The 16747-nt window shown below is 36.0% G+C and carries 13 protein-coding genes; 12 read left to right on the plus strand and 1 reads right to left on the minus strand.

The annotated features are described in order from the left end of the window. The first annotated feature begins 116 nt into the window (after positions 1-116). From bshA to lpdA, 7 genes are all read left to right on the plus strand, one after another. Entirely contained in the window at positions 117-1253 is a 1137-nt protein-coding gene (gene bshA / locus EK386_RS03970) for an N-acetyl-alpha-D-glucosaminyl L-malate synthase BshA (protein ID WP_126657732.1), read from the plus strand. Further along, complete coding sequence (locus tag EK386_RS03975) at positions 1250-2434, plus strand: CCA tRNA nucleotidyltransferase (RefSeq protein ID WP_126657733.1); 1185 nt, start codon at positions 1250-1252, stop codon at positions 2432-2434. The genes bshA and EK386_RS03975 overlap by 4 nt, the downstream gene beginning before the upstream one ends. Next, positions 2412-3395 (plus strand): biotin--[acetyl-CoA-carboxylase] ligase, encoded by a 984-nt coding sequence (locus EK386_RS03980; protein WP_126657734.1) that lies wholly within the window; start codon positions 2412-2414, stop codon positions 3393-3395. Before EK386_RS03975 ends, EK386_RS03980 begins: the two co-directional genes overlap by 23 nt. Before the next feature lie 338 nt (positions 3396-3733). Continuing rightward, positions 3734-4570: a 3-methyl-2-oxobutanoate hydroxymethyltransferase gene (panB, locus tag EK386_RS03985; RefSeq protein WP_126657735.1), complete on the plus strand. Its 837-nt coding sequence runs from the start codon at positions 3734-3736 to the stop codon at positions 4568-4570. Next, complete coding sequence (gene panC / locus EK386_RS03990; RefSeq protein WP_126657736.1) at positions 4571-5434, plus strand: pantoate--beta-alanine ligase; 864 nt, start codon at positions 4571-4573, stop codon at positions 5432-5434. Beyond that, on the plus strand, positions 5427-5810 hold the full coding sequence (gene panD, locus EK386_RS03995; protein ID WP_126657737.1) for an aspartate 1-decarboxylase: 384 nt from the start codon (positions 5427-5429) through the stop codon (positions 5808-5810). Before panC ends, panD begins: the two co-directional genes overlap by 8 nt. Positions 5811-6091: 281 nt before the next feature. Then, positions 6092-7429 (plus strand): dihydrolipoyl dehydrogenase, encoded by a 1338-nt coding sequence (gene lpdA / locus EK386_RS04000; RefSeq protein ID WP_126657738.1) that lies wholly within the window; start codon positions 6092-6094, stop codon positions 7427-7429. A 53-nt stretch (positions 7430-7482) separates the two neighbouring features. On the opposite strand, the gene EK386_RS04005 is transcribed toward lpdA, so the two are convergent. Further along, on the minus strand, positions 7483-9573 hold the full coding sequence (locus EK386_RS04005) for a methyl-accepting chemotaxis protein (protein WP_126657739.1): 2091 nt from the start codon (positions 9571-9573) through the stop codon (positions 7483-7485). Positions 9574-10040: 467 nt separating this feature from the next. On the opposite strand from EK386_RS04005, the gene dinG reads away from it, so the two are divergent. The 5 genes from dinG (at position 10041) to EK386_RS04030 (ending at position 16744) form a co-directional block, all read left to right on the plus strand. Next, positions 10041-12860, plus strand: coding sequence for an ATP-dependent DNA helicase DinG (gene dinG, locus EK386_RS04010; RefSeq protein ID WP_126657740.1), 2820 nt, complete (start codon positions 10041-10043; stop codon positions 12858-12860). A gap of 24 nt (positions 12861-12884) precedes the next feature. Further along, complete coding sequence (locus EK386_RS04015; RefSeq protein WP_126657741.1) at positions 12885-13367, plus strand: cell wall elongation regulator TseB-like domain-containing protein; 483 nt, start codon at positions 12885-12887, stop codon at positions 13365-13367. Between the two features lie 15 nt (positions 13368-13382). Further along, positions 13383-14576, plus strand: a complete 1194-nt coding sequence (locus tag EK386_RS04020) for a pyridoxal phosphate-dependent aminotransferase (RefSeq protein WP_126657742.1) — start codon at positions 13383-13385, stop codon at positions 14574-14576. Positions 14577-14662: 86 nt separating this feature from the next. Then, complete coding sequence (asnS, locus tag EK386_RS04025; RefSeq protein WP_126657743.1) at positions 14663-15958, plus strand: asparagine--tRNA ligase; 1296 nt, start codon at positions 14663-14665, stop codon at positions 15956-15958. A 63-nt stretch (positions 15959-16021) separates the two neighbouring features. After that, positions 16022-16744 (plus strand): DnaD domain-containing protein, encoded by a 723-nt coding sequence (locus EK386_RS04030; protein WP_126657744.1) that lies wholly within the window; start codon positions 16022-16024, stop codon positions 16742-16744. The last annotated feature ends 3 nt before the right edge of the window (positions 16745-16747 follow it).

Here is a 16747-nt window from a genome sequence, read left to right on the forward strand (position 1 = left end):
CAAAAACAAAATAAAAGGAACAAGGTACAGGTATTTGATTAATTGACTCGTTTAATTGAATGACAACAATAAATGAATTAAATAATTAAATATTGTAAAGAAGGGATGAACGTCGGATGAAAAAATTAAAAATAGGTATTACATGTTATCCAACAGTGGGTGGATCTGGAGTGCTTGCAACCGAGCTAGGAAAAATGTTAGCTGAGAGAGGTCATGAAATTCATTTCATCACCTCAAGCGTTCCTTTTCGACTGAAAAAATTATATCCGAACGTATTTTTCCACGAAGTAGAAGTAAGTAATTATTCAGTATTTCAATATCCGCCATACGACATTGCATTAGCTAGTAAAATGGCGGATGTAATTAAAGAAGAAAAATTAGATGTGCTACACGTTCATTATGCAATACCTCACGCGGTTTGTGCAGTACTGGCTCGTGAAATGTCTGGTGAAAATATTGGAATCGTCACAACATTACATGGAACAGATATTTCTGTTTTAGGTCAAGATTCAACCCTTGCTCCAGCAATCCGTTATGGTATTGAAAAATCAGATATTGTTACGTCTGTATCCAATTCGTTAAAAGAACAAACGTATGACTATATCGGCACAACGAAAGAAATTGAGACCGTTTATAACTTTGTAGACGAGTCCGTTTTTAAACCGATCGATTCGAGTTTATTAAAAGATCAATATGGAATAAAAGAAAATGAGCGTGTTTTGATCCATGTGTCGAACTTCCGGAAAATCAAAAATTTACCAGATATCATCAGTACGTTCTTTAAAGTGCGTGAAAAAATGCCAGCAAAGCTATTATTAGTTGGAGACGGTCCTGAAAAGCATCGTGTATTAGAAGAAGTAAAAATGTCTCCTTATAAAGAGGATGTTTTATTTTTAGGAAAACAGGAAAATGTGGCAGAACTTTTCGGTATTAGTGATGTGAAATTATTGTTATCTGAAAAAGAAGCGTTTGGATTAGTCTTATTAGAAGCAATGGCTTGTGGAGTTCCTGGAATCGGCACAAATATTGGTGGGATTCCAGAAGTAATTGATCATGGTGAAAATGGTTTTGTTGTAGAACTTGGAGATGTAGATCAAGCAGCCCAATACGCAATTGAATTATTATCTGATCCTGAAAAATTAATCACTTTCCGTCAAGCGGCAATTAATACCGTACAAACAAAATTTTTAGCTGATCCGATTATCGATCATTATGTACAATTATATGAACGATTGGTGGCATTACGAGTATGATGAACAGTGAGGAATGGCAAGTAGCTCATCGTGTTGTGAACCGAATTGAAGAAGCAGGTTTTGAAGCAGTTATTGTCGGTGGTGCAGTCAGGGATTATTTACTTGGAAAAGAAGTAAATGACATTGATGTTGCCACAAGTGCTTTGCCAACGGAAGTGAAAAGAATATTTTCAGCCACAGTTGATGTAGGGATTGAACATGGTACAATACTTGTTCTAGATGAAGGTCTACCGATTGAAGTGACAACTTATCGCACAGAAAGTACATATATCGATTACCGCAGACCAGAACAAGTAACATTCGTACGGAACTTAGAAAAAGACTTACAACGTCGTGATTTTACAATTAATGCAATGGCGATTACTAAAGACGGTGACATTGTTGACAGTTTTAATGGGAAAGACGATTTAAAAAACGGTGTCATTCGTTCTGTAGGTGATGCATCCGTTCGTTTCCGTGAAGACGCCCTACGTATGCTACGAGCGATTCGATTTAGTGCCCAATTAGGATTTACAATTGATGAAAGCACATTAAAAGCAATAAAACAAGATAGTGACCTAATCGAATTTATTGCGCGTGAAAGAATTGCTATGGAGTTTTCGAAAATGTGGAAAGGCCAAAATGTTTACCAGGGGATTTTAGCACTAATTGAAAGCCAATTAGCTACTTATTTAGTTGGTAATTTTCAGGAGAATAAAAATCATTGGGAACAGTTTCGTACAGACAAGTCAGAGGTTGGTTGGGCATATTTATGTCTTTTAAATCGTGATGAAATTCAGGATATATTTGATTTTTATCGTTTATCGAATCGAGAAAAGACCTTTGTTCGAAAAGTGTTAAATGCGTATAATGCATTGTTAAAAGAATGGAATGTGATGGACTACTTCTCCAACGATTTAATTGTGTTAGAAACTGCCTATGATTTTGCAATTTGGCAAAACAAAGATATTCCCTTTGAAAAAACAACAATCAAAGAAACAAAAGATCATTTAACAATTCAATCGGTTGATGAACTAGCGATAAACGGCAATCATTTAATGAAGTGGACAGATAAAAAAAGAGGTCCATGGATCAAAGTAGCATTAGATGCCGCAATTGTTGCCGTGTTAAATGGATATGTAAAAAATGACGAACTGACGTTGAAGGAATGGTTTATGAATGACTTTATCAATGAAAGATGAAATATTAAAACGTTTTTTACTTGCTAATAACACCCCCATCTCTGGCCAACATTTAGCCGACGAACTAGGAATTTCTCGCACAGCTATTTGGAAGCATTTGCAGACCCTGCAAGAAGAAGGATATGGTTTTGAGACGATTAAGAAAAAAGGTTATCTTTTATCATCAACTCCGGATAAGGTAGATCCTGCTAGAGTAACCTCCTTTTTAACTACTGAACGATTCGGTCAGCGTATTCATTATTTAGAGGAATGTACTTCTACACAAATAATCGCCCATGAATTAGCTAAAGATGGGGCACAGGACGGTACATTAGTCATTGCTGAAACGCAAACGAATGGAAAAGGGCGTATGGCAAGACCGTGGGAATCGACAAAAGGCAAGGGGATATGGATGACCGTCATTATTCGACCGAATGTCCCCCCATCCCAGGCACCTCAATTTACGTTAGTGGCAGCAGTTGCGATAGTCAATGCAATTAAGTCCTTGTACAAAAACTTTACGCCAACGATTAAATGGCCAAACGATATATTAATCAATGGGCGTAAATGTACGGGGATTTTAACAGAGATGCTAGCTGAAATGGACAGAGTAGAAGCATTATTAATTGGAATCGGCATTAATGCCAATCAGCAACTAAAAGATTTTCCTGAAAGTTTACAATCCATTGCCACGTCTCTATCCATCGAAGAACATGAACCAATTAATCGGGCGCAACTGGTGGCAACGATCTTAAGCTATTTAGAAAACTATACGAATGTTTATTTAAGTGAAGGATTTTTACCGATTAAAGCATTATGGGAAGAATCATCAGGTACGATAGGCAAACGGATTAAAGCAACTACTTTACGTGAAGTGATTGAAGGTACAGCCATTGGAATTACAGAATCAGGTGTCTTGGAAATTCAACTAGATAATGGGGAAATCAAAGGTGTCTATTCCGCTGATATTGAATTGACGTAAATCTTTGAATAGGTTGTATATTAGATTAAAAGAATAGGTCAATATTATTTACTATACGTTTTCTTCAAAACTTGTTATAGTAGTTTATGGACAGTATCTATGTGGAACTGTACCTTTTAAACTTACAAACTACTAAAAAGATCTGCCTTGATCTAAATAGACAGGGACGGAAGAAAACAATTGCGTTTTTAATTTTGACGACGCTACCCTTCTGTTCATTTTTGGACAGAAGGGTTTTTTACTGGAATAAAGTTTTTCAGTATACGAAAAACTACAAACCTAGCACTCTAGTGGTTTTTCAACTGTTTTCTTCTTTTACAAAAAAGGAGGAGAAAATAATGAAAAGTGTATCGGATTTTTTGAAAATGAAAGAAAAGCACGAAAAAATTGTGATGATTACCGCTTACGATTATCCTGCTGCGAAATTTTCTGAAGAAGCAGGAGTAGATATGATTTTAGTTGGTGATTCATTAGGAATGGTTGTTTTAGGCTATGATTCTACCATGCCCGTTACAGTTGATGATATGATTCATCATTCTAAGGCTGTACGAAGAGGTGCCAAAGATACATTTGTCGTTGTGGATATGCCTTTTGGATCTTACCATGGTGATGTGAATGATACATTAAAAACAGCCGTAAAAATGATGCAAGAAACAGGTGCGAATGCTTTAAAAGTAGAGGGTGCAGGAGAAGTTTGTGATGTTATTAAAAAGTTATCGAATGCTGGAATTCCTGTTGTAGCGCATTTAGGGTTACAACCACAACAAGCAGGCGTACTAGGTGGATATAAAGTGCAAGGAAAAACGGCAGAACAAGCTGAAATCCTACTGACAGAAGCAAAAGCAGTGGAAGCAGCAGGTGCATGTGCTGTCGTATTAGAATGTATCCCACATCAAGTAACAGAAGTGGTAACTGCCCAATTAACGATCCCAACAATCGGAATTGGTGCCGGTCCAAATGCAGACGGTCAAGTATTAGTATTCCATGATTTATTACGTTTTGGGAAACATCATATCCCTAAATTTGTCGAGAGTTTCTCATTTGTAGGGGATGAGGTGGAGCGGGGGATTAAAGCTTATACAAAGGCTGTGAAAAGTAATACTTTCCCTACACTTGCCCATAGTTTTACGATGAAAGAAGAAGAATTAACGCAAATTTATGGGGGCGTAAAATAAATGAAAGTTGTAACAGCAATTGCAGAACTAAAATCAATTATTAAAAATAGCAAAAATGAAGGCGAAACAATTGGCTTAGTTCCAACGATGGGCTATTTACATGAAGGCCATTTAACACTAGCGAGCACAGCAAAAAGAGAAAATGATCTTGTTGTGATGAGTATCTTTGTAAATCCAACACAATTTGGTCCAAATGAAGATTTTGAATCGTATCCACGAGATTTAGATAGAGATTGCAAACTAGCGAACTCTGTTGGTGTGGACGTCATTTTCGCACCATCAGTAGAAGAAATGTACCCAACAGATGGGGGAATATCGATTCGTGCAGGTAGACAATCCGAAATATTATGTGGGGCATCCCGACCAGGTCATTTTGATGGTGTGTTACAAGTCGTATCAAAATTATTCAATATTGTAGAACCAACGACTGCCTATTTTGGGCAAAAAGATGCGCAACAAGTAGCAATTATCCAAACCCTTGTGAGAGATTTTAATTTCCCGCTTGAAATCCGTACTGTTCCTATTGTACGGGAGGAAGATGGACTGGCGAAATCTTCTCGAAATGTTTATTTATCAAAACAGCATCGCCAAGAAGCACCTGCTATCTATGAGGCGCTACAAATTGCTAAGGAACATTTTTTAGCAACGAGAGAAGTAAAAGAAGCGGTGGCGCTAGCGACAAACCATATTGAAAAGAAAACATCTGGACGAATCGATTATTTACAATTCCTTTCCTACCCAGATTTATCGGATATAAAAGAAGATACAGAACAATTTTTATTGGCAACTGCTGTTTATATTGGCACAACGAGATTAATAGATAATATAATTTTTGCGCTAAAAGGGGAAACTAAAAATGTTTAGAATGATGATGAATAGTAAAATCCATCGAGCACAGGTGACGCAAGCTGATTTAAACTATGTTGGCTCCATTACAATTGATCAGGATATATTAGATGCAGTTGGAATGTTACCAAATGAAAAAGTTCATATTGTAAATAATAATAACGGTGCACGTTTTGAGACGTATATAATTGCTGGAGAACGTGGAAGTGGTGTCATTTGTGTAAATGGTGCAGCTGCACGACTTGTTCAAAAAGGTGATATTGTCATTATTATTTCTTATGTTTATGTTGATAACAATGAAGTAAAAAATCATCAACCAACCGTAGCTATTATGGGAGAAAATAACACGATTGTGGATATGATTAGCTACGAACCTGAAGCGACAGTACTATAATGGTAGAAAGCATTCTTTTGGATAATCCAATCCGTTAGAATGCTTTTTTATATTTTAAATAGAGATAATTCCGCCAAAATCGTATAGAATCCCGCCAAATCACGCTCGATTTCCGCCAAAATCGCGTGGAATTCCGCCAAATCAGACTTAAATCCCGCCAAACTTGGATAGATATCCGCTCTATGTTTGAGCTTCTTAATTTTCCAGCAAAATGCGAATATTATAACAATAATTGATTTTACCAATGGAGTAATGCTATCGTTAACAATGAGGTGAAGACCATGAAGAAATTTGATTTAACGGTAATTGGAGCAGGTGCTGGTGGGTATGTAGCAGCCATTCATGCAGCGAAGAGTGGATTGAAAGTAGCACTTGTGGAGAAAGGAAAAGTGGGTGGCGCTTGTTTTAATCTTGGATGTATTCCATCAAAAATTATGCTTGAGCATAGTAAAGTCATCCAAACAATACGTCGTGCCAATGAGTGGGGGATTCATGTACCAACCATTGACATTGACTTCCCAAAATTGATGCAACGTAAAGAAGTGGTGATTCAACAACTTCTTGATGATATCCATGTATTTGTCCAAAATGCATCAATTACATTTTTTACAGGCGAAGCAAAACTACTACAAGATGGCGTTGTGGCGGTAAATGATGAAAAAATTCAATCGAAACATATTATTTTGGCAACTGGTAGCAAGCCCTTTGTTCCACCATTTAAAGGGATTGAAACAGCCAACTATCACACAACTGATACGATTTTTAATATTACCGAACTACCGAAACAATTAACGATTATCGGTGGGGGAGTCATTGCTGTCGAAATGGCCTTTAGTTTAGCTCCGTTTGGCACAAAAGTAACGATTTTAAATCATAGTAAAGACATTTTACAAACGGAAGAACCAGAAGCGCGGCCAATTATACGTCAGAAAATGCACGATTTAGGCATTAATCTCGTACTCGATTTTGAGTTCCAAGAAATACGTGAAAACTCAATCGTTACATCTCGTGGGAATTATGAATACGAAAATTTACTATTTGCCACAGGAAGAAGAGCAAATCTTGAAATTGTAAAAGATTTGAATTTGGAAATGGATGGGCGTTTTATTAAAGTAAATGATGAATATGAAACGAGCATTCCAAACCTTTATGCAATCGGGGATATTATCGGAGGATTCCAGCTAGCTCATGCGGCAAGTGCTGAAGGGATTCATGCAGTAGAAGCAATATTAGGAAATAAACCAAAACCAATCGACCAAACAACAGTACCTCGATGTGTGTATACGAGCCCGGAAATTGCAACGTTTGGCTTATTGGAAGAGGAAGTAAAAGAACCATGTATTGTAACAACATTACCGCTCAGAACAAATCCAAAAGCATTGATGGAAGGGAATACAGAAGGATTTATTAAGTTCATCGCTTCCCAAGATCAACATGAGATTTTAGGAGCTTGTGTTGTTGGCGACGGTGCGACGGAAATTTTAAATTCGATGTTAGCGGTAAAAGTAGCAGGTGGAAATGCAGATGATCTATCAAAAATGATTTTCCCACACCCAACCGTTAGTGAACATATAGGCGATGCTGCTAGAGCAGTTTTTTGGAAGGCGATTCATTCTTAACTAATTTGAAAGTGTACCTTAGAATAGCTGATCTAAGGTACACTTTTTGGGTGTTATAACGTGAATTTTTGTGTAGTGATTTTCAATTCATGGGCTAAATCCTTTAATTCATTCATCATAATTGCTACTTTTTCCATCTCGTTATATTGCTCGGCTGCACCTGCTGTTACTTCTTCTGCACTTGCAGCGGATTGCTCGGAAATTGCTACAATCTGTTGCATACCTAACATTGTATTTTCTTTTTCTTGAAGCATAACATTTAAGCGTTCAATAAACTGGTTGATACGACTTTCTATATGGGTTGCCGCAGTTAGTTGCTGTTTAAATGCAAGTTCTGTACGACTAACAGATTCTTTTTGGTGAGACACTAATACATTACTTTTTTGGACAATTTGAGATGTCTGCTCGGCTTGTTGAAGGATGGATGACACTGTTTTTTGTACTTCTTCGGTTTCATGTTGGGATTGCTCTGCTAATTTACGCACTTCTTCAGCAACAACAGCAAATCCTTTCCCATGTTCACCAGCACGGGCTGCCTCAATGGATGCATTTAGTGCAAGTAAATTGGTTTGCGCAGTAATGTTTTGAATGGATACCATGACTTTATTAATACTTTGAAGTTTTTCTTCTAAATTGCCCATTTGAATATCTAACTCATTATTAACGGTAGTTACTTCACTCGTTTGTTGACGTAAGTTTTCTACTTCATCCATTCCCATCTTCGCTTGGTTGTTCGATTCTTGGATACTAATGAGTACTTCATTTGACAGTTTTGAAAGAATATCAATTTTTTCACCTAAAGCGGACATTTGACTGTTCGATTGGTCAATTTCCTCTGATTGGACTTGTGCACCTTTCGCAATTTCTTCAATCGCTCGAGAAATTTCTTCACTACTTTGAGACATTTCTTCAACTGAACGATTCATTTTTTCTGATTGATCGAGTATCAGATCAGAGGCATTACTTACATTTTGAACCACTGTATACATTTGTTCACGCATATAGTTGTATGCATTCCCAACTGCGCCAATTTCATCATTTTTAAGGCGATTTTTTTCAACTTCCACCGTTAATTTACCCGCTGCTGCTTCTTCTAGTGCAAATTTCACACTTTGTAATGGTTTTAAATTTTTTGAGATAAAATAATAAGTTAATGCTGCCAGGATAATAGCCATTAATATTGCGGCAACCACTGATATTTTAATAACTGAATTAAAAGTTGATAATATAGATGACTTCGGAATAGATGTTTCAATTATCCATTTGCCTATATTTTCATCGATTTGTAATGGCGTAAGCAATGTGAATGTTTCTTCATTAAATATATCGGATTTTGCATAATACGATACCTTCTCACCAGATTGCAAAGATTGTGAGTGCTTGTCCCATTCCGTAACGTAATTAGACATTTGTTGATGTTTACTTTCCATTCCTGAACTATCAGAAATGACAATGCCAGCTGGTGAAATAACACGTTGTAAAGCTGTATCTGGTACATTTTTAGCAACAATCTCATCTAGAAAGTTAAGTGTGAAATCGGCTAAAGCGACGCCGAAAAATTCATCATTTATTATAATTGGAACTGTAACGGAAACTAAAGAAACGATATCTCCATTAAGATCATAATCGTATGGTTCAGTAATATAAGTTTTCTTTAACTCTTTTGGTTTTGTATACCACTCGGCTTGTGCAGTATCATCTATAGGCATATTGTCGATTTTGTTTGTATCTCTATAAGTATAAGGGGCAAAGTGATTGGAGTTGTTAATGTAATTGGTTTCATTCTCACTAGTTTCTTGTAATTTACTAGGATCTAGTATTATAGAAAGACCTAAAATATTTTCATTTGTGGATAGAACTTGTTGTTGTAAATTCACCACTTGAGCTGTATTTAACTCACCTTGGTTATATAACGATGCTATAGAATCTTTCTCAGTCTTTAATAAACTAATTGTCTTTTCGAATACTTGTTGAATTTCCTTTGAAGCAGTTTCAGTTTTTGCTTGGATATTGATTTCACTTTGTTCAACACTATTACGATAAACTAGTACATTCGTTGTGATACTAAATACTGCAAATAACAGAATAAAAATACTAATAGTTAATAGAGAAAGACGTAATACAAGATTTTTTTGTTTTTTCATAAAAACCCACCTATATACGTTATTAAAAATAATATTCTAGCATGTGCTATAAATGAGGCTAAAGTATTATTATATATAAAATAATATAGCACTTAATATTACTGATGTGTAGTTTAATTTTTTAAAATTTTCGAAAATTAATGTATCCCAAAATAATTCTTGCTTATTTTTTGTTCACTTGATAGAATCATATTAGGTGCCAAACCTAAGTAAAGTGCATAACTTTACAAACTAAGCATTCATTAACGACGCGGATTGTCGGAATGCTTTTTTTCATGAGCAGGGAGATGAGCCCCTGCTCTTTTTATATACATAGAAACGTCTATTCTAATAGTAGAATAGGCGATTTTTGTTTTACATTTGAAATGTGTTTGAACAACCCATTTCTGTAATGGGTTTAGGGTGACCTGAAGTCCGTAAGTATGATAAAATTCGCTTATAATTATTTACATTGTGAGTTGAGAAAAATGATGGAAAGTCAAAAATATGCAATTGTTGATTTAGAAACAACAGGTCACTCACCAGCTTCGGGAGATCGTATGATTCAAATTGCAATTGTCATTATGAAAGATTGGTGTATAGAAAAGACTTTTACATCATTCATTCATCCTGGAAAACCAATTCCACTGTTTATACAAGATTTAACAAACATAACGGATGCAGACGTAAAAGATGCTTTACCATTCGAAGCACATGCAGATTATATTTATGAGTTGCTGCAAGACTCCATATTTGTTGCTCATAATACGGATTTTGACTTGTCGTTTTTGCAAGCAGAATTTCAACGAGCGGGGTTGCCAAAATGGTTCGGAAAGAAAATTGATACTGTTGAATTAGCAAAAATTTTATTTCCAACATCTTTAAGTTATAAACTCGGGGATTTAGCTGCGGATTTAAATATTCCTTTAGATAATGCACATCGCGCGGATGACGATGCTAGAGCATGTGCACATTTATTGAAGAAATGTTGGGAAGAGTTAATTTCGTTGCCATTAACGACATTAGAACAGTTGCATAAAAAATCATTTCGTCTTAAATCAAATTTATCGCAGCTGTTTTTTGATGCGTTACAAACAAAGCGTCGTTCGGTAATCGATACAGAAAATATTATTTATTATAATAAAATTGCCCTACAACAACCGGTAGCCCGATCAAAAACAAATGAAAAACCGCTTCAGTATCCGATGTCGAAAGAAGAAAAAATCAAATTATTTACTGAAAAAATTCCTGCCTTTGAAGAACGGGTACAGCAATTTCAAATGATGGATTCCATTTGGGAGTCGTTAAATCGTAAATCTGAAATCGCCATCGAAGCTTCGACTGGAATCGGTAAAACAATTGGCTATTTATTTCCTGCATTAATTTATGCAATCCAAAATAACAGAAAAATCTGTATTAGTACGTATACTTCTCATTTACTTGAACAATTGCTTATTAACGAAATTCCTAAAATGGAGGAAATTTTAGGACGTCAAATTAACGTAACACTATTAAAAGGGAAGCAGAACTATGTAGATATTGGTACTTTTGAACAGTTGATTAAATTTGAAGATCTTTCTTATGATGAAACATTAACGGTACTCCAAGTATTAGTTTGGCTATCTAAAACAAAGACTGGCGATGTAACGGAATTAAATGTTTCTGGTGGAGGTCAATTATTTATTGACAAAATCCGAAAAAGTAACGAAAAGTCCCAAACAATTGATCCACACTTTGACTTCTATGACCGTGCTATACGTGAAAGTGAAGAAGCCGATTTAATCGTGACCAATCATTCGATGATACTAGTAGATCTTGTACGAAAAGAGCCGATCTTTGAAAAAATTGATGGTTGGATTATTGACGAAGCACATCAATTTATTCAGGCAGCAGTCAATCAAGACGAGTCTATTTTCACGTATACCAATTGGAAATATTTATTTGGACAAATTGGTCTTGCAACAGACAATGGAATATTTACTAGGTTTCAAAAAATCGCACTAAAGAAACAACGAGTACCTCTTCAATTGTTTAATCAATTAGAAAAGAAGTATATACGTGTAACGAATTTATTTAATAAGGCGATGCAAGAACTTGTACATCAAATGAAAAATTATACAATCCAAACAAAACAAGATACAAAACATACCGTGTTTTTATCGCAAATTGAGCTGGATAACGGATTAATGAAAAGTGTTTCTCATGCGATTCAAAATTGGATTGATTTGGCTGAACGAATTGCGACTACTTTCAAAAATGATGTTGAAGAGATTGCACCTGAACATCAATTAGTACTGGAACAATGGGAATATTGGATACGTGAATTTAAAATGAAAGTTGCGCAATGGGAAGAGCTGTTTTTACAAGGAGAAACTGACTCAACCACTTGGATTGAAATCGACCGTCGTAATGTACCAGGTAGTATACGTGTATTGAAAAAGCCGATTAATATTACCGCGTCCATTCACCAGTTATTTGAACCCTTCAGAAAGTCGGGTGCGGTCATTTGGACTTCAGGAACGTTATCGGTTCCGAATAACGAACGTTTTATTGCAGATCAATTAGGAATTGACAAAAATGTGCCCATTCTCTCACTTCAAGCTCCAGCAAATTACTATGCTGGTGCAAAGGCCTATATTGTAACGGACATGCCTGATATTCAATCGGTTTCACAAACGGATTATATCGAATCGGTGGCATTAGCCATTACGAGAATTGTTCGTACAACAAATGGTCGTTGTTTTGTCTTATTTACCTCACAAGACATGCTAAGGAAAACAGTAGAGCTTATTACAGAAAGTGAGCTTTTACATGATTACATGTTATTTGCACAAGGAGTTACAAATGGAAGTCGCATGCGGTTATTAAAATCATTTCAGAAATTTAGTCATTCCGTCTTGTTTGGAACAAATAGTTTTTGGGAAGGGGTAGACGTACCGGGAGATGGTTTATCTTCTGTCATTATTGTTCGTCTTCCATTCTCTTCACCAGAAGAACCGACATTTAAAGCGAAGTCTTCATTGATTCAACAACAAGGACGGAATTCTTTTACCGAATTATCATTACCGGAAGCCATTTTACGCTTCAAACAGGGGTTTGGAAGATTAATTCGTTCTTCCCATGATAAAGGTGTATTTATTGTATTAGATCGTAGAATAGAGACAAAATCTTATGGTGTAGAATTTTTACGCGCATTACCACAAATTTCTGTTAATAAACTACCATTACAAGATATGGTTTTAGAGATAGAACATTGGTATAATAGCAATGATAAGGATAGAAAGCAGGTTGGCAACAATGAAAAGTAATACTTTACCAATGAAGGTGATTCAATGAAAAACTGGATAATTTTCATTTCCGTTTTTTTACTTTCATTAGCCCTTGTTATATCTGTTCTCGTAATATGGAAGTCCGATGCTCCGTTTAATAAAATCGAAAAGCAGGCAGAAGAACTCGCAGTGTCATCTGGAAAGCTTGAAAAAGTATCGGATAGCTATGTTTACAATGGTAATAAACCGTATGTTACTGTGTTCGGGGAAGATGAAAACGGTAAACAAAAAGCAATATTTGTTCCGGTCAGTTTAGAAGAAAATTCGATTCAGGAAGTGTTTTTGCAAGACGGTATTACTAAGGATCAAGCATTGTCGGTTTTAAATAATGAAGTAAAAGCAAAAGAAATTCTCCATACAAAATTAGGATATGAAGAAGTGGGTCCTGTCTGGGAAATTACCTATACGAGCGATTCAGAAAATCTTAATTATGTTTATATACTCTTTGAAGATGGAGAATGGTGGAAAAGAATTTTGAATTTATAAAGGGGAATTTCGAAAATGAACGAACTACTAGCGAATCGAGTAAAAACATTATCACCGTCAGCTACATTAGCAATTACTGCTAAAGCAAAGGAATTAAAAGAACAAGGGATCGATGTGATTGGTCTAGGTGCAGGTGAACCAGATTTTAATACACCTCAAAATATACTAGATGCAGCATTAGACTCAATGAACCAAGGATTCACAAAATATACTCCAGCTGGCGGACTTCCAGCTTTAAAAAAGGCAATCATCGACAAACTATTACGAGATAATAACTTAGAATATAAACAAAATGAAATTATCGTTGGAATCGGTGCAAAACACGTACTATATACATTGTTCCAAGTTATTTTAAACGAGGGCGATGAAGTAATTATTCCAATTCCATATTGGGTATCTTATCCAGAACAAGTGAAGCTTGCCGGGGGAGTACCAGTCTATATAGAAAGTGATGCAGAACAAAATTTCAAAATTACGCCTGCACAATTACGTGATGCGATTACAGATAAAACAAAAGCAGTTATCATTAACTCACCAAGCAATCCTTCTGGAATGGTTTATACACGTGAAGAGTTAATCGAGCTTGCTGCAGTCGCAGTTGAAAAAGATATTCTAATCGTTTCAGATGAAATTTATGAAAAGCTTTTATACAATGGAGTGGAACATTACTCAATTGCTGAAACATCTGAAGAGGTTAAAGCGCGTACAATCGTAGTAAATGGTGTAGCAAAATCACACTCAATGACAGGGTGGCGTATCGGATATGCAGCTGGGAATGCAGCAATCATTAATGCAATGACAGACTTAGCATCTCACTCAACATCTAACCCAACAACAACTTCTCAATATGCAACAATTGAAGCATACAATGGATCTCAAGATTCTGTTGAGAAAATGCGTCAAGCATTTGAATCACGTTTAGAAGTGATCTATCCAAAGCTAAGCGCGATTCCAGGGTTCAAAGTATTAAAGCCACAAGGTGCATTTTATTTATTACCAGATGTATCAGAAGCGGCAGCAAAAACAGGTTTTAATTCTGTTGATGACTTCGCAACGGCTTTATTAACAGAAGCAAATGTTGCTGTTATACCTGGTTCAGGATTTGGCGTACCAAATACAATTCGATTAAGTTATGCAACTTCTTTAGATTTATTAGAAGAAGCAGTTAGACGTATGGACAACTACGTTAAATCAAAATGGCAAGACTAATTAACGGATAGTGCCAAATTAGAATCAACTCGAGACGGAGAAGGTTCCAATTATTAAAAAATCAGTTCTTTTGTTGGAGGAACAATATGAAAAAAATTATGATTCATGACATGCCAAATCATATTGGCGAAACTGTAAAATTAGGCGTTTGGTTAGCTAACAAACGTTCAAGTGGAAAAATTGCTTTTTTACAATTACGTGATGGTTCTGGATTTGTCCAAGCCGTTATTGTAAAAGAAGAAGTAGGAGAAGAGCTATTTGCAACAGCAAAAGGTTTAACTCAAGAAACATCAATGTATATTACAGGTGTAGTGAAGGAAGATACGCGATCAACTTTTGGTTGTGAATTAAACGTTACTGCGATTGAAGTGATTCATGCTGCAGTAGATTACCCAATTACACCAAAAGAACATGGTGTTGAATTTTTAATGGACAACCGTCATTTATGGCTACGCTCTCGTAAGCAACATGCGATTATGAAAGTGCGTAATGAAGTGATTCGTGCAACATATGAATTTTTCAATATGAACGGTTTTGTGAAAATTGACCCGCCAATTTTAACAGGTTCGGCTCCAGAAGGAACGTCAGAGCTTTTTGCAACGAAATATTTTGATGAAGATGCTTACTTATCACAATCAGGTCAATTATATATGGAAGCAGCGGCAATGGCTCTTGGAAAAGTATTTTCCTTTGGTCCAACATTCCGCGCAGAAAAATCAAAAACGCGCCGTCATTTAATTGAATTCTGGATGATCGAACCAGAAATTGCTTTTTGTGAGTTTGAAGAAAGCTTAGAAATACAAGAACAGTATGTATCGTATATCGTTCAATCTGTGCTGAAAAATTGCAAAATTGACCTAGAACGTTTAGGGCGAGATACATCGAAGTTAGAACATATTCAAGCACCATTCCCACGTATTACGTATGATGATGCCATTAAGTTCTTACACGAAAAAGGATTTACAGATATTCAGTGGGGTGACGACTTTGGTGCACCGCATGAAACAGCGATCGCCGAACACTATGACAAACCAGTGTTTATTACATGCTACCCAGTAGGTATTAAGCCGTTCTATATGCAACCACATCCAGAACGTGACGATGTTGTGTTATGCGCGGACTTAATTGCTCCTGAAGGCTATGGAGAAATCATTGGTGGATCAGAGCGAATCAATGATTATGACTTATTAAAACAACGTATTGCAGAGCATAATTTAGATGAAAAAGCGTATGCATGGTATTTAGATTTACGTAAACAAGGATCGGTCCCTCACTCAGGTTTTGGACTTGGTTTAGAACGAACTGTGGCCTGGATTAGTGGTGCCGAACACGTACGTGAATGTATCCCATTCCCACGTTTACTAAATAGACTTTACCCATAGAGAACAAATAAAAGCGTCCGTGTATTCGGGCGCTTTCCTTCAGTTTAAGAAAGGAGTCTACTTATGAACAATAAAAATCAACGACTCCGAATGTGGACTGAGCAGGGGAATGTGACAATTCCTCAGCTTTTTTTTCAACATTATAAGGAGTTAAGAATTACAGATGATGAAGCCCTGCTATTACTCCACTTACTAGCGTTTCATTCTGAAAAAAATGAATTTCCAACACCTACTGATTTAGCTTTAAGATTGCATTTCAATGAAAATGATATTTCGTTAAAGCTACAAAGACTGATGCAAAAAGGCTTCCTTGAGATTACTCAAGGAGTCGATGCGAATGGAAAATTATTTGAAAAATACTCCGTTTATCCACTTTGGGAAAGAATCTTAGAATTAATTGAAGCGTCCATTCTTTCAAAAGAAAAACAGGAAGAAAAAAATTTAGAGGGCGAAATCTTTTCCTTATTCGAACAGGAATTCGGACGCCTGTTATCCCCGATGGAAATAGAATCAATCTCCATGTGGATGGACATAGATAAACATTCACCTGCAATTATTAAAGCGGCACTAAAAGAAGCCGTGTTAGCTGGAAAACTTTCACTCCGTTATATTGATCGGATTTTATTTGAATGGAAAAAGAAAAACATTACGTCGGTAAAACAAGTAGAAAAACATACGGAGCAATTTCATAATAAAACAACGACGGTACAAACAAGAAATCAGCAACAACAAGAAACAACACAACAAAAAGTATCATTTTACAATTGGCTTGAGGAAAGAGAGTAGGGG

Source organism: Lysinibacillus antri, from assembly GCF_003977595.1.
GTDB classification, from domain to species: domain Bacteria; phylum Bacillota; class Bacilli; order Bacillales_A; family Planococcaceae; genus Ureibacillus; species Ureibacillus antri.